We start from the raw sequence: 19,228 nt of genomic DNA, 5'->3' as shown, positions 1-19,228 counted from the left end.
CGGCATAATCCCTGGCACGTTTCTCGAGGAATTCAGCCAGGGTTCGAGAGCGATTTCATTCATCCGAACTTCCGATCATGTATTAGAGTGCGAAACTGAGAGGCTGCTTCAGCCCGGCCTGATTGAATCGATCGTTATCCCATAGTCGTTCTCAAGCGTCGCAGCAATCTGAGGTCCGCTCAAACCGCCCCGAAACCAGAAAGCCAGGAATATTGCGACCCTGTCGTGCATCTCAGATGGATTGGGTGGATATAGAACGCAGATTGTCGCTCTTATGCGCAACACGTCGTCATCGTCAGAACAGTCACGACCGGCGATCAATTCCCACAGCTTGACTCGCTCAGCTTCCACCTCCCTCAGACCAATTACACCAGTCGAGTATCGATTGGCAATCGCTGCCGCCTCACGGGCCGGAAGTGGCAAGCTATCAGTTGCTCGATACAAGGCGTCGATCATGAACTTCTGCGCCAGGCAAGTCTCACGAGGATCATCCAGATCCACCTGACTTGTTAATGCTCTAAAAAATTCGTCGGCACTGTTCATGGAGGCTAATAAATATCTGGCGTGGCTGAGTGAATCCCTCCCGACTACAAAGATGGCGCGTCCGAGGCCGTCATATTCTTCGACATTTGAATGTTAAGGCCCCTCAGCGACATCAACCGTCAATTCGCATCTATTACGGCATAGTCGCCGGGACAATGCTCCTCAGACGGGAAATGAGGAAGGTAAAAAGAAAAGCACTGAGCCAAAAAAGCCTATGCTGATACCGATCCACAGAGCGCGCACCTTCGTGCCGGCATCGCCTGGCGGGAGGAACACCCCTCCTAAAAAATACAGTCCCATCAGAAACACCGCATACAGGAATCTGTAGTTCAACAGATAGGTCGCACCAGCAAACGACATAGCTGTTGAACATAAAAGAATCGTTCCAATCAGTGTCAGGTCTTTTCCCATATATTTCTCGGCAACTCGGCGCCGCTACGGGCCGAAATCGATTCGTGCAAAAGCTGCGAAGTTACTGGCGCTGCAAAATTCCATCACCAATCCCCTTGCGCGTTAATTAAAAATTTGAAGACACCCGTTACGGACAGCTGACGTTCCACGGGTCGTAAGCCAGCGCCGTGCGGCGCGCCCATACCCGCGCTGTCGGCCCCCGGTCACTCTGGTAAGTCAGCGTGGCCATCTCTTCACTGCCGTTGACGAAAATACTGACATCGATGGCGCTCAAGCGGTAGTTGTAGGCGCGCTGGGCGGCGCACGCGGTATTCCCGGCAAACAGCAAGCGGGCGCGCGTCAGCAGTATTGCCTGCTGCTCGATGAGCGCCAGGATGTCGGTGTCGGGCATGCGTTGACCCAGGGCGATTCGGTTGGCCGGCGCGCTGCAGCCAGCCGACGCGTGCCACGCGAATTGCTGCACCTGGCCGGGACGCCACGCGCCGTCATAGGCAAAGGTGCTGCGGTCCATGCGGCACAGGGCGCGCAGCGCGCGGCGTGGCGGCGCGTCGACATACGCTTCGATGCGCCAGGCGGCGGTGGCGCTATCGCGGCTGATTTGATAGATGGGCGGCGTGGCGGGCGATGCCTTCGCCTGCTGTCGGTAGTAGGCTTCGAAGGCGGCGCGTTCCTGATCGGTCGGGGAGCGATTTTCGGTGGCGTGCGCCATGACCGACATCAGCATCAAGGCGCACAGCAGTAGCGGTTTGGGCCGCAGGCGGTTCATGGCGGCATGCGCTTCGCTTTTCCGCCCTACCTTCATCATCCAGCGCGCTGTCGTTGTCATGTCGCGTAACGATATCACACTCAATTGAGCATGCTCTGGCCGCTGGCGCCGCTGGCACCGCCGCCGCCACCGTGCAGCTGGCTGTGCAGCCGGAAGCCTTCGCGTATATTCTCGCGCAGCACCGCGCCCTTCCAAGGCTTGGTGTAAAAGCGGTCGATCGCGCCACGGTTGATGGCGGCCATGATCGGGGTCAGGTCGGCATACGCCGAGAGCATGATGCGGAAGGTATCCGGGCACAGGTTCTTGACCCGCTCCATGAATTCCGTCCCGCTCATCAAGGGCATGCACTGGTCGCACAGGATCACGTGCACTTTGTTGCGCGCCAAAATATCAAAGCCTTCGGCCGCCGTCTGCGCCGTCAGGATGCGGTAGCCGTCCTGCGCCAGAAAGTCCGACAGCACGTCGAGCATGAAGGCGTCGTCGTCGACGATGAGCAGCGTTTGCTGCCCGCCCAGCGTATCGTCGACCGGCGCGGCGAGCGACTTGCCTTCGGCGAGCATGGCCTCGAAATCGGCCTCCGACACCGGTTTGCTGAAGTAATACCCCTGCATCTCGTCGCAGCCGTGGCGCCGCAGGTAGGCCAGTTGCGCGTCGCGCTCCACCCCTTCGGCGATCACCTGCAGTTTCAGGCTGTGCGCCATGTTGATGATGGCCAGCACGATGGCCGCGTCGTCCGGATTGCTGGTCACTTCGCGCACGAACGCGATGTCGATTTTCAGCTTGTCGATCGGGAAGCGCTTCAGGTAAGCCAGGCTGGAATACCCGGTACCGAAGTCGTCGATCGATATCTGGATTCCCAGCGCCTTCAGGTTGCGCAGCACCGTGATGGTGTCTTCGGCGTTCGACATCAGCGAGCTTTCCGTCAGCTCGAGCTCAAGCAATTCGGGCGCGATCTCGTGCACCTTGAGCGCATTGAGCACTTCTTCTTCCAGCCCGCCCAGAAAGAACTGCACGCCAGAGACGTTGACCGACAAATGCACCGGCCCGGTCTTGGACTTGCCCCACTTGCTGATCATGCGGCAGGCTTCATTGAGCACCCAGGTCCCGACCGGCACAATCAGGCCGGTTTCTTCGAGCACCGGGATGAACAGCGCGGGCGAGACCATGCCGTGGCCGGGCCGCTTCCAGCGGATCAGCGCTTCGGCCCCGCTGATGCGGCCCGAACCGATGTGCACCTTGGGCTGCAGATAAACCACGAATTCCTGGTTGTCGATGGCGCGCCGCAGCGCGTTTTCCAGGTCCAGGCGCGCCAGCGACTGCGCGTTCATCTCCGCGGTAAAAAAGCGATAGGCATCACGCCCGGCTTCCTTGGCGCGGTACATGGCGGTGTCGGCATACTTGATCAGCGTGTCGGCGTCGAGCCCGTCGTCAGGATAGATGGTGATGCCGATGCTGGCGGTGACGGTCACTTCATGGCCGCCCAGGTCAAACGGACGGCGCAAACCGTCGCGGATCTTGTCGACCACGGCCAGCGCGCCCTGCGGGCCTTCGGGCAGCATCAGGATGGCGGCAAATTCGTCGCCCCCAAAGCGCCCGATAGTGTCGCGCACGCGCAGCGATTCGACCAGGCGCGTGGCAAACTGGCGCAGCAGCTCGTCGCCGCACGGGTGGCCCAGCGTGTCGTTGATGTTCTTGAAGCGGTCGACGTCCAGGAACAGCACCCCCACCGACCAGTGGTGCTCGGCCGCCTGCTCCAGCGCGCGCGTGAGCGCAGAATAAAACTGGCTGCGGTTGGGCAGGCCGGTCAGGGTGTCGAAGTGGGCCAGCTTGAGCAGGAGCAGTTCGGCTTCCTTGCGTTCGGTGATGTCACGCGCGACGGCCACCAGCACCCAGCTCGCGCCCGAGCGCAGCGTGCGCCGCTGCACCTCGACCGCCACCTGGGTGCCGTTCCTGCGGTTCACCTGCAGTTCGGCCATGGCGCCGGACTGGTCGCCGGCGAGCAGCTTGTCGTACAAATCCTGCAGGCTGGCGCGGTCCGAACCCTGCACGTTTTGCGTGCCCAGCGCGAGGAAGTCTTCGCGTTCGTAGCCGAGCATGCGGCAGGCGGTGGCGTTGACGTCCACAAAACAGGCGCCAGAACGGTCAATCAGGAAAATCGCGTCGGCGGTGGCGTCCATCGCCGTGCGAAAGCGGCGCAAGTCTTCGTCGAGCCGAATGCGCGCTGTCATGTCGGCCGTCAGCTGGGCGTGGTGGCGCTTGATTTCCTCGTACAGCAGCAAGTTTTCGTAGGCCACCGCGATCTGCGCGCTGACGGTCACGGCCACCCGTTCGTCAACTTCCGAAAAGCCGTCGGCGCCCAGCTTGTCGACCAGGTACAGCCAGCCGTGGGCGCGCTCGCGCGAGGCGATCGGCACGCCCAGAAACGAGTGCACCGGCGGATGCCCTTGCGGCAGGCCGATCGCGCGCGGGTCGCCGTTGATGCCGTCGATGCGCACCGGCTGGCGCTTTTCGAGCAGCGTATTAAGCACGCCCACGCGCGGCGTGCCGGCCACCACGCGCGCCTGCTTGTCGCCGCATGAAGAAAAATAACTCAGTTCGTCGGCGCCTTCGTCGAGCACGCCGATGCAGGCATATTTGGACACACAAATGTTTTGCGCCACGCGGCAGCCGATTTCAATCAGGGCGGCCGGGTCGCGCTCGGCGCCCAGTTCAATGCCAAGCTCAATGAGCGAGGTCAGGCGCAGGCTCACCGCCTGCAGGCTGGAGAGCGAATTGGACAGGCGGTCCGTCATCAGCGCCAGCTCGTGCGACGGCGACGGCGCCGGCGCATTGGCGTCGCTGGCCAGGCGCGAGAGGACCTGGGTGCTCGACTCGACCTGCTCAAGGTACTCGGCCATCTGGCTGTCGATCAGGTCCATGCGGCCGGCGTCGGTGTCGACGTTGGTAAAGGGGCTTGCCGCTTCCGGTTCGGTCAGGCCGAGCGCTTCGTGCACGGCGCGCAAAATGACGTCGGGGTCGGACGGCTTGGGCAGCACCCAGCGCACGCCGCACGATTCGGCGATCTGGTTAGCCTCGCGCTCGCGGTAGGTGGCTGTGTAAAAAATCACGGGCACGTTGGCGGTGGCCGGGTCGCCGTGCAGGCGCGTGACGAATTCGTAGCCGTCCATCTCGGGCATCAGGATGTCGGAGATGATCAGGTCGGGCAGTTCGCGCTGCACCATGGCCAGGCCATCGACGCCGTTGGCCGCTTCAATCAAACGGTGCCCGTCGTAGCCAAGCAGCGTGCGCAAAAATTCGCGGTTCAGGACATGGTCATCAACGATCAGGATGGTGGCGCGCTTGGCTGGCGGCGCAGGTTCAGCTGCGGCGCGGCTGCGCAGGAAGGTTTCGAGTTCGGCAACAAAGGTATCGGGCTCGATCGGCTTGCCGACGTAGCCGTCAAAGCCGGCGGCGAGCAGGCGCTCGCGGTCGCCCACCATGGCCAGCGCGGTCACGGCCAGCACCGGAATATGGCACATGGCCGGATCGGCCTTGAGCGCGGCAACCACGCCGTAGCCGTCGAGTTTGGGCAGGTGCACGTCGCAGATGATCAGGTCCGGCTTGGTCTCGCGCGCAGTCTCCACGCCACTGGTGCCGTCGATGGCCATGAACGGCGTGTAGCCGAAGGCCGTCAACAGGTACACCATCAACTCCATGTTGGTGGGATTGTCTTCAATGATGAGGATCCGTGCAGACACGCTTTGCGCTCCCGTCCTGTGCTTGCAGCCAGGGCCATATCGCCCATTACCACAAATTAATACGTAAAAACAATGTCCACGACAGTGGTTTCTGACTGTATCACGCCTGCCAGACCCCATGCCATACAATATTTATTGAGCGAACATCTCGGCAATCTCCTGCATCAGGCGCTGCAGGACGCGCACGTTGCGACCCAGCGCCACGTGGCCGATGCCGCCGAAGGCAATGCAGCGCGCACCAGGCAGCACGCTGGACGTTTGCGGCGCGACAATGTTGTCATGGTGCGTATAGAACGACGTGATCAAGGAACGCGTGGCAGCGTCTTCGGAGCGGGCAAGTTCACGCAGCCAAGCGCTTTCCGGGGCGTCGGCAACGCCGGGCGTGCGCCGCATCTGGGCGGCATTGCGCCCGATCCCCATGTTGGCAAGGCTGGTGCCGTGGTGCGGCGTACCCATCGTAAATATATGCGCGATGTTGGCGGCACCGTGTTCGCGTACGTATGCGCGGGCAACCAAGCCGCCCATGCTGTGCGCCACGATGATTACTTTTGCTATGTTGGATTTTGAACACAGGGAGGCGACCGCGCGTTCCACCAGCGGGACGTAATCGTCGATGGCGCCAAGAATCGGCTCCAGGTCGAGCGACGCGTGGCTGATGCGCGACGCGTCCAGCAAGGGGGTCAGCTGCGACCAGTAACCACTGTTGCATCCATAACCATGTATCAATAATACGGGCGGCAGCGTGGCATCATCGTAGATGCGCTCCCCGGCGCAGGCGATCGGCATGAACCAGGACGACTGCAGCAGCGTGGCCATGAACTCTTCGCCGAACAGGCGCAGCTGGGCGCCGCGCCCGAGCAAAAAGTCGTCCGGCGTGATGCTGGAAAAACGCGCCGTCATGGCGAAATTATTCGCCGTGATGAGCACGCGCACCAGCAGCACCAGGCCGGCGCCGGCCGCCAGCGCCAGCGGCCAGTAACTCACGGCGCCCGTGCCCATCAGCGCGTATGCGAACGCAAGAGCGCACGCAGCCTGCACCAGCAGCAGCCACCGCAGCAGCACGCGCGTGCTCATCGCGTACTCCTCATTCAAGCAACCAGGCGCGCCGCAGGTTTGCCGGTCAGCTCCTGCGCCAGCGCGCTGGCCAGGCGCGCGGTAATGCCGTAGATCGACAGTTGCGGATTGGCGCCGATGGAGGTGGGGAACAGCGAGCCGTCGTGCACCGACAGGTTGGCCACGCCGTGATAGCGCCCGTTCGCGCCCACCACCCCGCGTTTGACATCATCGGACAGCGCGCAGCCGCCCATTACGTGGGCCGACACCACGCGCGTGATGTGCGCCTTGTACGGCAGCGCCGCGATGCCTTTTTTGGCCTGCGCCCAGCTGGTGTAGCGTTCGGCCAGTTCGTGCACCGGCTGCACCGTTTTGGCGCCGGCGGCAAACTGGATTTCGGCCATCGTCAAGTGCGCGCGGCGCACGCCGTTCCAGACGAATTCGGTCATCGGGTAATCCAGCACGGGCGAACCGTCGCTGGCCAGGCCCACGCTGCCGCCGGGCGAATCGTCGTGAAAGCCGTCGCGCAGCAGCGCCAGCAAGCCGTGCACGTGCGGGAACATGGCCATGGTGTCGGCATGCGCCTTGCCAAAGCCTGCCATCGTGGTCGACAGCAGCAGCGGATGCAGCGGCGGGGCTTCGAGCTTGTAGCCGATGGCGCCGTCGATCGGCTGGGTGTCCATGAAATGGTCGGAATAAATCGTTTGCGGCGCGCCGGCGTAGCCGTCCACGCGCTGCTCAAAAACGCCGGCCGAGATCACGGTCGGGTGCAAAAAAGTGCGCTTGCCCAGCAAGCCATACGGGTCGGGTGCGTGCGAGCGCAGCAGCAGCGCCGGCGAATTGATCGCGCCGCCGGCCACCACGAAATGCTTTGCGCGCAGCGTCAGCTTGCGCCCGGTGGGCATGACGCCGGTGGCGTCGAGCGCGGTAATTTCAAGCGCCTCGACCCGGTCGCCCTTGAACAGCAGGCGCTCGGCGCGCGCGCGGGTGACGAGCGTGGCGTTGTGGTTGAGCGCCGACGGGATGGTAGTGACCAGCATCGACTGCTTGGCGTTGGTGGGGCAGCCCATGCCGCAGTAACCCAGGTTCCAGCACCCTTTCACATTGCGCATGATGGCGGCGGCGGGAATGCCCAGCTGGGCGGCGCCGCGCTTGAGCAGGTCGTTGTTTTCGTTGGGCGGCGTCATCCAGGTGGAAACGTTGAGGCGCTCTTCCATCATCAGGAACCAGGGCGCGAGCGCCTCGGGCGTATAGCTGGACAGGCCGAAGTGCTTGCCCCAGTACTCGAGCGTGGGCGTGGGCGTGCGAAAGCTCGACGTCCAGTTGACGGTGGTCGAGCCGCCCACGGTGCGGCCCTGCAAAATGTTGATCGCCTTGTCGGCCGTTTTGCGCGCGGCCGATTCCTGGTACAGGGCGGGATAGGCGTCGGCCTCGCGCATCTTGAAGTCTTTTGACGACTTGAGCGCGCCTTCTTCGACGATGATGACGAACAGGCCGGACTTGGCGAGGATTTCGGCCGTGACGCCGCCGCCGGCGCCGCTGCCGATGATCACCACGTCCGCTTCCATGCTGCGGTCGGACGCGATGGTGGAGGCGTCGAGCACTTTCCAGCCGGCGGCCAGGCCCGCCTGGATCGGGTCGGGAATCATTGCGCTGTTGCTCATGCGAGTTCTTTCATGGGGCCGGGGTAACCGATGGCGGCCCAACTGGCCGGGTCGGCATACCAGGAGCCGATGATCAGGTCGTGCAGCGCGTGGTATGCCGTTTGCAGCATGGCCAGGCTGTGGAAGCGCCATTCCTGCAAAAAGCTGCCGACCTGGGCGTCAGTGGCGTGGGCCCAGCCGCCGGACACGCCGGTCAGCGCGCGGCGCGCCGGCGCCAGCGCGAGCAGGCCGAACAAATCCTGGACTTCCTTTTGCGCTGTCAGTGGCAAGCCCAGGATGGCCTGGTGCACGCGGCCCGTGGTGGCCGACACGGCGGCGGCACGCTGCGCGGGGTCGGCGGGCAAGGAGCCGGCCAGCATCGCGGGTACGATGGCGTCAAGCGCCGCTTTGGCCTCGCCGTCCAGCACGAAGCGCTGCAAGGGGCCGGCCGGATGCAGATAGCGCCAGAACCCGCCGCCGGCTGCGAGCGTCAGCGCCCCGAGCGCGCCCACTTTTAGAAACGTCCTTCGAGTTGCAGCCATGTCCCTGATTCCATGTTGTTTTTTCCTAGTGTACGCCAAAGCGCCAGGGGAAAATCAGCGAAGAGTAGAGTGATCCATCTACTCGTTTCTGGTACAACATCGACATGAAGAAAGTAAAACTTGCCCAAAGGCTAGAACAACAGTTGCGCATGGTGGCCGCCGAGCGGCAAGCGGCCAAGCGCGATCCGGCGCTCTTGGCCGCGCGCGTGGCGCTCAAGCGTTACCAGTCGGCGCGCCTGACCGGCACCCACGCCGACTTGCTGGCCAATCCCAACACGCGCGACGCGGCCGCGTTTTTCCTCGACGAGCTGTACGGCTCGCACGACCTGAGCCAGCGCGACATGGACCTGGAGCGCATCATCCCGACGCTGCAAAAAATGCTGTCGTACGAGTCGCTGCATACGATCACCGAGGCGATCGTGCTTGACGCCTTGTCCGAGCGGCTCGACACGGCGATGGCGCGCGTGCTGGGGACCGATTTCACCGAGGGCATGTATGTGGCGGCGTACCGCACCGCGACCACGCGTGAAGAGCGCGAAGAGCAGCTGGTCCTGGTGCAGCAACTGGGCGCCTCGCTGTGCGAACTGGTGACGATACCGCTGCTGGCGGTGACGCTGTCGATCATGAAGGCGCCGGCCAAGCTGGCGGGGCTGGGCCAGTTGCACAAGTTCCTCGATCGCGGCTTCACCACCTTTAAAAAGATGGGGCAGCCGGCGCAGTTCGTCGACACCATTGTCAGTCGCGAACGACAAGTCATGACCAACATCTACAACGGCCGCATGGACCCGTTTGACGTGATCTAGGCAACAGCGCAGCGCTAGTGTTTCTTGAGGATGTGGCGGGCGATGCCGCGCAGGATGTTGACTTCTTCCGTCTCGAGCTGGGTGCGGGAAAACAACCGTTTTAATCTGGGCATCAGCTTTTTGGGATTATCCGCATCCAGGAAATCAATGGCCACCAGCGCTTGCTCGAGGTGCGCGAACATGCCGTCGATCTGCTCCAGGCTGGCCGCGTCGCCATGAAAGCCCACCTCGCTCGCGGGCGCCGCCACCCCGTCGGCCACCCGGCACTCGTACGCCAGCACCTGCAGCGCCTGCGCCAGGTTGAGCGAGGAATAGGCCGGGTTGGCGGGAATGTTGATCAAGACATTGCACTGTTCGACGATGTGATTGGGCAACCCGAAGCGCTCGTTGCCAAAAATGAGCGCCGCATTGAGCTCGCCCTGCCCCGCCACATGCTGGGCAAATGCGCGCGGCATCCACACCGGGGGCGAAAATTCGCGCAGCCTGGCCGACACCGCCGCGGCAAAATTGCATCCTTCCAGCGCCTCGGCCATGCTGCCGACGATGCGCGCACCTTCCAGCACATCCTGCGCGCCGCTGGCAAAGGCCACCGCTTCCGGGTCCTGCAAGGCATCGGCAAAGCGCGGATTGACCAGCACCAGCTGGCCAAAACCCATGGTTTTCATGGCCCGTGCGGCAGCGCCGATATTGCCGGCGCGGCTGGTTTCAACCAGCACAAAACGCAGGCGCGGAAAAACAGAAGTGGGTGTTTCGGGCAGGTTCATTTAAAATAGCGCTATCGCGCGGGTTCGATTCGGTTACAGGCAGCTTTGCAACGTTGTTGCAAGTTCGTTGCTGATGCTGCGATTTTAACCATTTCAACCCCGCACCGCTCTTTAATTCATTCTTGTTCTCGACCGTTCGCTGCGCCTATGGAGGCGCCGTGGGCATTCGCGTTCTTTTACCGGAAGCTCATCATGCACCCAATGCTCAATACGGCGATCAAGGCAGCTCGCCGCGCCGCCACCGTGATCCAACGCGCCTCGTTCGACGTCGATCGCGTTGTTGTTACTGAAAAACAACACAACGACTTCGTCACCGATGTCGACCAGGCGGCCGAACAAGCCATCATCGAGACGCTGCTCAAGGCTTACCCCGAGCACGCCATCCTGGCCGAAGAGTCCGGTGCATCGCGCAACCTGAACGACGAGAGTGAATTCGTGTGGATCATCGACCCGATCGATGGCACCACCAACTTCATGCACGGCTACGCCAACTATTGCGTCTCGATCGCCCTGGCGCACCGCGGCATCATCACCAACGCCGTGGTCTACGATCCGGTGCGCAATGACTTGTTTACCGCCACCAAGGGCGCCGGCGCCTACCTCAACGACAAGCGCATCCGCGTCACCAAGCACGACCGCGTCGCCAATACCCTGCTCGCTTCCGGTCACGGCGCCGGCCCGCGCGCGCTCGACGAGTACATGAAGATGTACCAGGTCATGGCCGAACGCTGCCAGGCCATCCGCACCGCCGGCTCGGCCGCGCTCGATTTGGCCAACGTGGCCGCCGGGCGCTGCGACGGCTTCTACGAAAAAGGCTTGAAGGCTTGGGATATCGCCGCCGGCTCGCTGCTGGTGACGGAAGCGGGCGGCATCGTCGGCGAATTTTCCGGCGAGTCCGACTACCTGTACAAAGGCGACATCATCGCCGCCAGCCCCAAGGTGTTCGGCCAGATGGTCACGCTGTTGTCGCCTTTCGCCTGAACTAGCGTAAAATGCGGCACTAAGCAGTATCGGGAACCACCAAAGGTTCCCGCTCCCCTCTTAAAATTTCCACGGCGTAACTGGTTTCGATTAGACTCCCTGTTGTTATGCTGCAATGTCCGGTGGCCCTGATCCAGTGCCGTGCCACCACGGATTTTCTAATATTGATTGCCTGCGACTGGCGCCTTTACCGGCGACGGGCCGATCTTCACCATAAAGTTAACATGTCATTCTCAAAACTCGGCCTGTCCGATGCCATCGTTCGCGCAGTCACCGAACACGGTTACACCGTCCCTACCCCGATCCAGACCCAGGCGATTCCCGCCGTTCTGGCTGGCGGCGACCTGCTCGCCGGTGCGCAAACAGGTACCGGCAAGACCGCCGGCTTTACGCTGCCCATCTTGAATCGCCTCTCGACCGACGCCGTCGGCGCGGCCTTGACGAGCAAAAATACCCCACGCGCCGTGCGCTGCCTGATCCTGACCCCGACGCGTGAACTGGCCGCCCAGGTCGAGGAAAGCGTGCGTGTCTACGGTAAATATACCAACCTCAATTCGACCGTGATTTTCGGCGGCGTCGGCATCAACCCCCAAATCAAGCAGCTCAAGCATGGCGTCGACATCCTGGTCGCCACGCCCGGCCGTTTGCTCGATCACATGGAACAGCGCACCGTCGACCTGTCCAAGATTGAAATCCTGATCCTGGACGAAGCGGACCGCATGCTGGACATGGGCTTCATCCGCGACATCAAGAAAGTGCTGGCCGTGCTGCCGAAGAAGCGCCAGAACCTGTTGTTCTCGGCCACCTTCTCCGAAGAAATCAAGGCCCTGGCCGATGGCTTGCTCGACAAGCCGGCAATGATCGAAGTGGCGCGCCGCAATTCGACAGTGGAAGTCATTTCCCAGAAAATCCACCCGGTCGACCGCGACAAAAAGCACGCCATGCTGGCGCACCTGATCAAGACCAACAAGTGGACGCAGGTGCTGGTATTCATGCGCACCAAGCACGGCGCCAACAAGCTGGTCGAGCAACTGAATGGCGACGGCATCGGCGCCATGGCCATTCACGGCAACAAGAGCCAGACCGCGCGCACCAAGGCGCTGGCCGAGTTCAAGACCGGCCAGTTGCAAGTGCTGGTGGCGACCGACATCGCCGCGCGCGGTATCGACATCGACCAGTTGCCGCACGTGGTCAACTACGATTTGCCGAACATTCCTGAAGACTATGTGCACCGCATCGGCCGCACGGGCCGCGCCGGCGCGACCGGCGAAGCGGTTTCGCTGGTGTGCGTGGACGAGCATGAAATGTTGAAAGACATTGAAAAGCTGATCAAGCAAACGCTGCCGCGCGAAATTATCGCCGGTTTCGAGCCGGATCCGAATGCACGCGCGCAAGCAATCCAGCTGCGCAGCGGCGCGCCAGGACATGGCGGTCGCGGCGGTCGCTCCGGTGGTGGCGGCGGCGGCCAGGTAGTCAAGGTCGGCGCCACCAACCGCAATACGTCAAAGCCACGCAGCGCCGCCGGCCCTGCCGGTGCCGGCGGTGGTGCAGCGAGCCGTGGCCCGCGTCCGGCCCCGGCGCATCGCTCGGGTGGCCGCGGACGCTAAGTCCCGCTGCTTCCGACACAGGCCGTGCCCTTGCAGAAAAGCAAGCGCACGGTTTTTTTATGTCAGCACGCCTGGAAAAATGGTATATACTTGCTAACTCAAGGACCGATACAACATAACGAAAGGAACTATCATGGATGACATGCTCACCACCAGTACCGACTTTTGCCTGCGCCTTGCCCGCGCCAATGCCGTGCTGGTGCGCCGCTTCGACAACGCCCTGGGCAGCCAGCACGGCATCAGCTTCAGCGACTTTCAACTGCTCAACCACCTGGCGCGCGCGCCAGGCGGCAAGCTGCGCCGGGTCGATCTGGCCGAGCGGGTCGGCCTGACCGCTTCGGGCGTCACGCGTACCTTGCTGCCGCTGGAAAAAATCGGCCTGGTCACACGCGAGTCGGATCCGCGCGACGCGCGCGTCGGCTTTGCCGTTGTCACGCCGGCCGGCCACGAGCTGGTGGTCAACGCCACCGCCGTGGTCGACCTGGTCAGCCGGGAAGCGGCGCGCAGCATTGGTCCCGAACAAACGGCAGCGATGGCAGCGGTGCTGGGCAATATCGCCGGCATGAATTCCACCAACAGCTAAGGTCGGCCTCCGACGTTCCGCAGATCGGCTAACATGGCGGCATGCCCCACTTTGCCGCCAACCTCAGCCTGATGTTTACCGAAGTCGATTTCCTCGACCGTTTCGCCGCCGCGCGCGCGCACGGTTTCGAGGCGGTCGAATGCCTGTTTCCGTACGACTGGCCAGCAGAACAGATCGCCGAACGCTTAGCCGCCAGTAACTTGCAACTGGTGCTGCACAATCTGCCCGCCGGCAACTGGTCTGCCGGCGAGCGCGGCATGGCATGCGACCCGGCCCGATTGGCCGAGTTCCAGGACAGCGTAGGGCGCGCGCTCGACTACGCGCGCGTGCTGGGCGTGCCCCGGCTGCACTGCCTGGCCGGCTTGCTGCCCGCAGGCGTCAGTACGCAGCGCGCGCAAGCGGCTTACATCGACAACTTGCGCTTTGCCGCGAAGCAGCTGCGCGCTCACGGCATCGACTTGATGATCGAGCCGATCAATACCTACGACATGCCCGGCTATTTCCTCACTAGCAGCGCGCAAGCGGCCGACATCATCGCCGCCACGGGGGCCGACAATCTGTTCCTGCAATACGACATCTACCACATGCAGCGCATGCAGCGCATCGAAGGCGCGCTGGCCGACGGCATCGGCAAGTACTTGCCGCTGATTGGCCACATGCAGCTGGCCGATGTCCCGGGCCGCCACGAACCGGGTACCGGCGTCATCGACTTCCGCGCGCTGTTCGCCTTGGTCGATGAACTGGGCTACAAGGGCTGGATCGGCTGCGAATACCATCCCGTGGGCGAAACGGCCGCCGGGCTCGGCTGGCGAAGCGCACTGCAGGCTTGAGTTCGAGCAAACTGCGCTCAGCTTTGTAGGGCAAGAATGGGAACTTCCTGCACGCCACTTGAGCGCGTGCCCGAAAGGACCCATGAAATCCTGCCGCTCCTTTGCCGCCCTCGCCCTGATCGCCTTGTCCATGCTGGTGGGCGGTTGCGCCTCCACCGGCAATGTCAGCCTGGTCGAAGTGCGCGAGTTCGCCGACGCCTCCGCCAAGCTGGGCGCTTACTCGGAACTATCGAAACGCTATCGCGACACCTATGCGCGCGAACAGCCCTATCTGTCGGCAATTGCCGACCGCATGGCCAAGGAAACCGACGCCAAGCGCCGCGCCAGCGCCGACGATTTCCTCGCCGTGCAGCGGGCAATGGTGCTGTACATGCAGACGCTGAGCATGCTGGCCGGCGACGCCCGCTACGACCTCACGCCCCAGCTCGACCAGATGGGTACGGGTCTGCAGGCGCTGGCCGGCAGCGGCCTGGAGCAACGCCACGTGATCGCCTACACGGGCCTCACGCGCCTGCTTACCCGAGTGATTGCTTCCAATTACCAGAACCGCAGCGTGGAAACAATGGTGCGCGATGGCGACGCCCATGTGCGCGTCCTGCTCGACGGCATGATGACGCTCACCCGGCTGTACGCCAAGACCCATGACAACGAAAAGAAAACCGTGCTCGGCATGTTCGATGTTGAAATTCCTTTTTCCGGCAAGCCGCAAGACCGCATGCTGGTAACCATGGCCAAAGTGCATTACCAGGACAAGGCGCACGAATACAAGGCGCTCGACAAGCGCTATGAGCTGGCCCAGCAAGGTCTGTCGAAGGTCGCGCTGGGACACCAGAAAATGCGCGAGCGGCTGGACAACCTGAAAAGCGACGAGGCGCGCCACATACTGGGCGACTACGCCAAAGACTTACGCTTGATCTACAGCGCCCTGGGCGCCAACTAATTACTAAGGAGAGAGCGCCATGGCAAACGAACCGAACGGCTTGAGCACGGTTGCGCAAATCGAGGCGCTGGCCGACCAGCTCTCGGCGATCGCCGACGACATCCACGTGCGTGTGATGAAAGACATTAACGGCCACAAGGGCGCGCCGTTTACCGAGGCCGAACAGGCCATCGCGCGCGGCTTGCTGGAAGACGAGGTCGTCTTGCGCCAGCGCGCCAACGGCTTGTACGCTGACGCTGCCACCTACGTGGTGCAGTCGCTCGGTCAGTCGCAGCAAAAGATCAACCAACTGACCGCAGACGCGGCTGAAAAGATCCGCAAGATTTCCAGGATCGCCGACATTACCGGCCTCGTTGGTGGCTTGCTGGTGCTCGCCGGCGCGGCCGCGACGGGCCAGCCGGCGCCGATCGTGGCAGCCATCGAGCGCGTGAGCAAGCAGGTCAAGCGGGTTGCCGCGAGCACGCCACACAAGGCCGTCTGAAGCAGGTCAACAAGCATGCACGCCAACGCGTGCGTGCGCCCCTGTCACGGCCGCGGAACGCGCTACACTGGCATCAGCCAGCACACGCCGGCGTTTCCCGTATAACAATCCACGGAGCAAGGAATGAACGCACTCGATGCGGCGCAACTTGCGCTGCTCAGCGACCTGTTGGAGCGGCGCCGCGCCGCACTGGCCGGCCCGCCAGGCCTGCGGGCAACAGCGGGCGGACGCGACCGGGCGGTGGAAGAAATCGAAACCTCGCCCGCCGACAAGGCAACCGTGCGCCTGCTCAACGACCTGGCGCTGGAAGCGGCCGGGCACAATGCATCGCAACTGCACATGATCAAGCACGCGCTGGCCAAGTTCAACGATGGCAATTATGGGGAATGTGAAGAGTGCGGCAATCCGATCGGCTTTTCGCGCTTGCAGGCGCGACCGGAGGCCAGGTTGTGCATTACGTGCCAGACGCGCGCCGAGAAGCGCTAGGTCCGGCGGGTAGGGGTAGAGGTAATTCCCGCCCCGAAGAAATCCGTGCCTGCATTGTCCTGGCGCACGCGCGAGGACAATGCAGTATTCGTAGTAGTAGTAGTAGTACTAGAATTGCTTAGCTCATGTGTTGCCCGCCATTGATCGCAATATTTGCCCCCGTCACAAAAGCGGCTTCCTCCGACACCAGATAGGCAATCAGCGCCGCCACTTCGGCCGGCTCGCCCAGCCGCCCCATCGGGATCTGCGGCAAAATCTTGTTCTGCATGATCTCTTCAGGCACTTGCATCACCATCTTGGTCCGCAAATAGCCGGGCGAGACGGTGTTGACGGTGATGCCATGGCGCGCCATTTCCAGCGCTACCGCCTTGGTAAAGCCATGCATGCCCGCCTTGGCGGCGGCGTAATTGGCTTGCCCGAAGGCCCCCTTCTGACCGTTGACCGACGAAATATTAATAATGCGCCCCCACTTTTGCGCCATCATGGGCTCGATCGCCTGCTTGCTCACATTAAACACACTGTCTAGATTGGTGCGCATGACTTCTGCCCATTCCTCCAGCGCCATCTTGGACAGGCTGCGGTCGCGCGTGATGCCGGCGTTATTGACCAGTACATCCAGGCGACCCATATCGGCCAGCAAGCTTTGCATCATCCATTCGGTGGCCGCGTAGTCGCCCACGTCCACCTTGTACGCCTTGAAGCGGTAGCCGTCGTCGCGCTGTGCACCGAGCCAGCCTTCGGGCGACTGGTTGGACGGCGAATACGTGGTTGCCACCTTGAAGCCCGCGTCGTGCAGCCTGCGGCAAATGGCTGTTCCCAGCCCCCCCATGCCGCCGGTAACCAGGGCAACTTTCTGATCATTCATGACACATCCTCGTTTTTGTATTTGTCCCGACGTAAGTCTAGGGGCGCCTACAACACGGAACATTGAGCAATGTCAAAGCCAGCCAAGAACTGGTTTAACATGATGGTGGTCAACTTAGTTCAGAGGTGTCCCCATGGCTTTTCCCACCATTCTCGTTCACGTCGACAACGGCGCCCGCGCTGGCGAAAGGATTCGGCTGGCAAGCGAGCTTGCAGCGCGCGCCGATGGCCATCTGATCGGCGCGGCCGCGACCGGCGTCTCGCGCTTTTTGTATCACAGCATGCCGGCGGAACAGAACGACCCGACGCTGGCCTTGCATCTCGATTTCCTGCGCGAGCAGGCCCGCACTGCGCTGGCGGCGTTCAGCGCGCAATGCGCCGACCTGCGCCACGGCGCGTATGAAGCGCGGGTGATTGACGATGAGGCAGGCGCTGGCATCAGCCTGCTGGCGCGCGCGGCCGACTTGATCGTGCTCGGGCAGGCCGAGCCGCAGGCGAAGGCGAATCTGGCGGACTTGCCGGTACACGTGGTCACCAATTCCGGGCGGCCCGTGTTGATCGTGCCGTTCGCCGGCCACCATGCCACGGTCGGGCGGCGCATTCTAGTGTCGTGGGACGGCGGGCGCGAGGCGGCGCGCGCGCTGCAGCTGGCGCTGCCGCTGTGCAAGGATGCAGATAGCATCACGATCGCCGTGTTTGAAGTGGCTGCGGACGAGCACAAGGCAGCCGATGCGCTGGTCGCCGATCCGCGCCCGTGGCTGGCGCGCCACGGCGTCAAGGCGGCGCTGGCGGTGCACGCGCTCGACCACCAGCGGCGGCTGAACCGGCGCCACGAAGTGGGTGAGCGACTGCTCTCGCTCGCTGCCGACACGGGCGCCGATTTGCTCGTGATGGGCGCGTACGGGCACTCGCGCTTCCGGGAATCGATCCTCGGCGGGGTGACCAAAACGGTGATGGAGGCAATGACATTGCCGGTGCTGATGGCGCACTAATAGGGATCAAGCAGGGGGATCAAGCAGGCGCATCAGGCAGGCGCATCAGGCCGGCGCATCAGCCCATCAATTGCCGCCTTGCCAGTCCAGATCGCGGATCCGGGACACTTGCCGACGCCGCATCATGGACCACAACTCCTGCGCCTGCGCCTCGCTGCCCACCATGCGCCGCGGCGTGGCCAAGGCCAGTTCGCAATCGCTGTCGGACCATTCTTCAAAGCGCAGCTCGCCCGTGCTGCTCACTTCGGCGACGTACATCAAGCCGTCGTCGTATCCAAAGCGCAAGACAGCGCTGGCGGCATCCACCGCGGCGCCGCCCTTCACGCGCTGGTACAGTTCGGCCAATGCGGCGGCCAACTGCTGCTCGGACGGCGAAGCAATGTCGCGCCCATCCGCACGCGTGAGGGTGACCCAGGCTTGTGTCATGTGACGCGTCCTCCTGTCGGTACTCGATTGCCATGCGCGGTTGCGGTCCGCTGGTAGCGGCGACCGCCTATGCTACAAGCATAATACCGAAAAACGCTTCCATGGGAAGCGTTTTTCTGGGGAGGTGGAGGCAGTGAACGGCTTAATGCACCAGCACAGGCAAGCTGAGCGGATCGAAATCGGTCCAGTCGCCGCCTACAATGGTGCCACTGGCGCGTTCGATATGGTCCGAACCCAGGCGGCGCATGACCTCCAGAACGCGCTGCTCGTCGTCGGCCTGCTCGAGCGCCACGGCGACCAGCATGCCGGCCTTGCGCGGCTCGAAACGGTTTTCGCCGGTGCCGCCCTGTTCGCCCTCGCCCGCTTCTTTCATCTTGGTCAGGCTGAACAGGGAGCCGACATGGGCGCCCACCAGACCGCCCACGATGGGTCCGGCCGGGCCCGTCACGACCGAGGTCGCCAAGCCGATGGCCGCACCCACCGCACCGCCCGTCGCGGCGCCCTGGAGTACGCCTTCGGGCGTTTCCGCCGCGCCCGGGGACTGAACGCGGTCGCCACCGATGGCCGTCATGTCATGCTGGCCCGGCTGGTTGACGTAAAAGCTGCTGATGCGATCCTCGGCGAACCCTGCGCGCTGAAGCTCGTTTCTAGCCTGCTCGACGTGGTCCTGAAGTTGAAAATGTCCTGCAACGATGGTCGACATGCTGAAATCCTCCTGCGTAAGTGAGCTGCCAGCATGCGCCTGTTGGGCCGCGGCTTCCGTACGCCAGCACACT

20 protein-coding genes are annotated in these 19,228 nt (G+C 62.9%); 9 read left to right on the top strand and 11 right to left on the bottom strand.

Annotation, left to right across the window (positions count from 1 at the left end; translation table 11 throughout):
* Positions 1-108: 108 nt before the first annotated feature.
* The 7 genes from ACP7D4_RS21545 to ACP7D4_RS21515 all read right to left on the bottom strand — a co-directional run bounded on the left by ACP7D4_RS21545 (position 109) and on the right by ACP7D4_RS21515 (position 8,695).
* Complete coding sequence (locus ACP7D4_RS21545) at positions 109-543, bottom strand: hypothetical protein (protein ID WP_426107858.1); 435 nt, start codon at positions 541-543, stop codon at positions 109-111.
* 162 nt (positions 544-705) lie between these two features.
* Positions 706-954: a hypothetical protein gene (locus ACP7D4_RS21540; protein WP_426211228.1), complete on the bottom strand. Its 249-nt coding sequence runs from the start codon at positions 952-954 to the stop codon at positions 706-708.
* 127 nt (positions 955-1,081) lie between these two features.
* Entirely contained in the window at positions 1,082-1,780 is a 699-nt protein-coding gene (locus ACP7D4_RS21535; protein WP_426107655.1) for a hypothetical protein, read from the bottom strand.
* 20 nt (positions 1,781-1,800) lie between these two features.
* The gene (locus tag ACP7D4_RS21530; protein WP_426211226.1) at positions 1,801-5,457 is read right to left on the bottom strand and encodes an EAL domain-containing protein; all 3,657 of its coding nucleotides are present in this window, start codon (positions 5,455-5,457) and stop codon (positions 1,801-1,803) included.
* Positions 5,458-5,589: 132 nt separating this feature from the next.
* Entirely contained in the window at positions 5,590-6,531 is a 942-nt protein-coding gene (locus ACP7D4_RS21525) for an esterase/lipase family protein (protein ID WP_426211224.1), read from the bottom strand.
* Between the two features lie 14 nt (positions 6,532-6,545).
* On the bottom strand, positions 6,546-8,174 hold the full coding sequence (locus ACP7D4_RS21520) for a GMC family oxidoreductase N-terminal domain-containing protein (RefSeq protein WP_426107658.1): 1,629 nt from the start codon (positions 8,172-8,174) through the stop codon (positions 6,546-6,548).
* Positions 8,171-8,695, bottom strand: a complete 525-nt coding sequence (locus ACP7D4_RS21515) for a hypothetical protein (protein ID WP_426107659.1) — start codon at positions 8,693-8,695, stop codon at positions 8,171-8,173. The genes ACP7D4_RS21520 and ACP7D4_RS21515 overlap by 4 nt, the downstream gene beginning before the upstream one ends.
* A 104-nt stretch (positions 8,696-8,799) precedes the next feature.
* Between ACP7D4_RS21515 and ACP7D4_RS21510 the strand changes: the two genes are divergently transcribed.
* On the top strand, positions 8,800-9,498 hold the full coding sequence (locus tag ACP7D4_RS21510) for an FFLEELY motif protein (protein ID WP_426211223.1): 699 nt from the start codon (positions 8,800-8,802) through the stop codon (positions 9,496-9,498).
* A 14-nt stretch (positions 9,499-9,512) separates the two neighbouring features.
* Here the strand turns inward: ACP7D4_RS21510 and ACP7D4_RS21505 are convergent, their stop codons facing one another.
* Complete coding sequence (locus tag ACP7D4_RS21505; RefSeq protein WP_426107661.1) at positions 9,513-10,262, bottom strand: RNA methyltransferase; 750 nt, start codon at positions 10,260-10,262, stop codon at positions 9,513-9,515.
* Positions 10,263-10,463: 201 nt separating this feature from the next.
* Here ACP7D4_RS21505 and ACP7D4_RS21500 point away from each other — a divergent pair, with 201 nt between their 5' ends.
* The 7 genes from ACP7D4_RS21500 (at position 10,464) to ACP7D4_RS21470 (ending at position 16,170) form a co-directional block, all read left to right on the top strand.
* Entirely contained in the window at positions 10,464-11,243 is a 780-nt protein-coding gene (locus tag ACP7D4_RS21500) for an inositol monophosphatase family protein (protein ID WP_426107683.1), read from the top strand.
* A gap of 224 nt (positions 11,244-11,467) precedes the next feature.
* A complete protein-coding gene (locus ACP7D4_RS21495) occupies positions 11,468-12,850 on the top strand; it encodes a DEAD/DEAH box helicase (RefSeq protein WP_426107662.1) in 1,383 nt (460 codons plus the stop codon).
* 133 nt (positions 12,851-12,983) lie between these two features.
* A complete protein-coding gene (locus ACP7D4_RS21490) occupies positions 12,984-13,433 on the top strand; it encodes a MarR family winged helix-turn-helix transcriptional regulator (RefSeq protein ID WP_426107663.1) in 450 nt (149 codons plus the stop codon).
* A 41-nt stretch (positions 13,434-13,474) separates the two neighbouring features.
* Complete coding sequence (gene hyi / locus ACP7D4_RS21485; protein WP_426211221.1) at positions 13,475-14,263, top strand: hydroxypyruvate isomerase; 789 nt, start codon at positions 13,475-13,477, stop codon at positions 14,261-14,263.
* Positions 14,264-14,345: 82 nt separating this feature from the next.
* Positions 14,346-15,203 (top strand): hypothetical protein, encoded by an 858-nt coding sequence (locus tag ACP7D4_RS21480; RefSeq protein WP_426107665.1) that lies wholly within the window; start codon positions 14,346-14,348, stop codon positions 15,201-15,203.
* 19 nt (positions 15,204-15,222) lie between these two features.
* Positions 15,223-15,684, top strand: coding sequence for a hypothetical protein (locus ACP7D4_RS21475; protein WP_426211219.1), 462 nt, complete (start codon positions 15,223-15,225; stop codon positions 15,682-15,684).
* A 123-nt stretch (positions 15,685-15,807) separates the two neighbouring features.
* Entirely contained in the window at positions 15,808-16,170 is a 363-nt protein-coding gene (locus ACP7D4_RS21470; RefSeq protein WP_426211217.1) for a TraR/DksA family transcriptional regulator, read from the top strand.
* 118 nt (positions 16,171-16,288) lie between these two features.
* Here the strand turns inward: ACP7D4_RS21470 and phbB are convergent, their stop codons facing one another.
* On the bottom strand, positions 16,289-17,035 hold the full coding sequence (gene phbB / locus ACP7D4_RS21465; RefSeq protein ID WP_426107668.1) for an acetoacetyl-CoA reductase: 747 nt from the start codon (positions 17,033-17,035) through the stop codon (positions 16,289-16,291).
* A gap of 133 nt (positions 17,036-17,168) precedes the next feature.
* Between phbB and ACP7D4_RS21460 the strand changes: the two genes are divergently transcribed.
* Positions 17,169-18,026, top strand: coding sequence for a universal stress protein (locus tag ACP7D4_RS21460; RefSeq protein WP_426107669.1), 858 nt, complete (start codon positions 17,169-17,171; stop codon positions 18,024-18,026).
* Positions 18,027-18,092: 66 nt separating this feature from the next.
* On the opposite strand, the gene ACP7D4_RS21455 is transcribed toward ACP7D4_RS21460, so the two are convergent.
* Both ACP7D4_RS21455 and ACP7D4_RS21450 read right to left on the bottom strand, forming a co-directional pair.
* A complete protein-coding gene (locus ACP7D4_RS21455) occupies positions 18,093-18,452 on the bottom strand; it encodes a hypothetical protein (RefSeq protein WP_426211216.1) in 360 nt (119 codons plus the stop codon).
* A 142-nt stretch (positions 18,453-18,594) separates the two neighbouring features.
* The gene (locus ACP7D4_RS21450) at positions 18,595-19,155 is read right to left on the bottom strand and encodes a hypothetical protein (protein WP_426107671.1); all 561 of its coding nucleotides are present in this window, start codon (positions 19,153-19,155) and stop codon (positions 18,595-18,597) included.
* Between the last annotated feature and the right edge of the window lie 73 nt (positions 19,156-19,228).

This window comes from Massilia sp. TWP1-3-3 (assembly GCF_049897805.1).
GTDB lineage: Bacteria > Pseudomonadota > Gammaproteobacteria > Burkholderiales > Burkholderiaceae_D > Telluria_A.
This window is presented reverse-complemented; position numbering and strand designations above follow the sequence as displayed.

Coding starts and splice junctions, on each gene's coding strand:
- ACP7D4_RS21545 (WP_426107858.1), bottom strand. CDS start 543: ATGAACAGTGCCGACGAATTTTTTAGAGCATTAACAAGTCAGGTGGAT.
- ACP7D4_RS21540 (WP_426211228.1), bottom strand. CDS start 954: ATGGGAAAAGACCTGACACTGATTGGAACGATTCTTTTATGTTCAACA.
- ACP7D4_RS21535 (WP_426107655.1), bottom strand. CDS start 1,780: ATGACAACGACAGCGCGCTGGATGATGAAGGTAGGGCGGAAAAGCGAA.
- ACP7D4_RS21525 (WP_426211224.1), bottom strand. CDS start 6,531: ATGAGCACGCGCGTGCTGCTGCGGTGGCTGCTGCTGGTGCAGGCTGCG.
- ACP7D4_RS21520 (WP_426107658.1), bottom strand. CDS start 8,174: ATGAGCAACAGCGCAATGATTCCCGACCCGATCCAGGCGGGCCTGGCC.
- ACP7D4_RS21515 (WP_426107659.1), bottom strand. CDS start 8,695: ATGGCTGCAACTCGAAGGACGTTTCTAAAAGTGGGCGCGCTCGGGGCG.
- ACP7D4_RS21510 (WP_426211223.1), top strand. CDS start 8,800: ATGAAGAAAGTAAAACTTGCCCAAAGGCTAGAACAACAGTTGCGCATG.
- ACP7D4_RS21505 (WP_426107661.1), bottom strand. CDS start 10,262: ATGAACCTGCCCGAAACACCCACTTCTGTTTTTCCGCGCCTGCGTTTT.
- ACP7D4_RS21500 (WP_426107683.1), top strand. CDS start 10,464: ATGCTCAATACGGCGATCAAGGCAGCTCGCCGCGCCGCCACCGTGATC.
- ACP7D4_RS21495 (WP_426107662.1), top strand. CDS start 11,468: ATGTCATTCTCAAAACTCGGCCTGTCCGATGCCATCGTTCGCGCAGTC.
- ACP7D4_RS21490 (WP_426107663.1), top strand. CDS start 12,984: ATGGATGACATGCTCACCACCAGTACCGACTTTTGCCTGCGCCTTGCC.
- hyi (WP_426211221.1), top strand. CDS start 13,475: ATGCCCCACTTTGCCGCCAACCTCAGCCTGATGTTTACCGAAGTCGAT.
- ACP7D4_RS21480 (WP_426107665.1), top strand. CDS start 14,346: ATGAAATCCTGCCGCTCCTTTGCCGCCCTCGCCCTGATCGCCTTGTCC.
- ACP7D4_RS21475 (WP_426211219.1), top strand. CDS start 15,223: ATGGCAAACGAACCGAACGGCTTGAGCACGGTTGCGCAAATCGAGGCG.
- ACP7D4_RS21470 (WP_426211217.1), top strand. CDS start 15,808: ATGAACGCACTCGATGCGGCGCAACTTGCGCTGCTCAGCGACCTGTTG.
- phbB (WP_426107668.1), bottom strand. CDS start 17,035: ATGAATGATCAGAAAGTTGCCCTGGTTACCGGCGGCATGGGGGGGCTG.
- ACP7D4_RS21460 (WP_426107669.1), top strand. CDS start 17,169: ATGGCTTTTCCCACCATTCTCGTTCACGTCGACAACGGCGCCCGCGCT.
- ACP7D4_RS21455 (WP_426211216.1), bottom strand. CDS start 18,452: ATGACACAAGCCTGGGTCACCCTCACGCGTGCGGATGGGCGCGACATT.
- ACP7D4_RS21450 (WP_426107671.1), bottom strand. CDS start 19,155: ATGTCGACCATCGTTGCAGGACATTTTCAACTTCAGGACCACGTCGAG.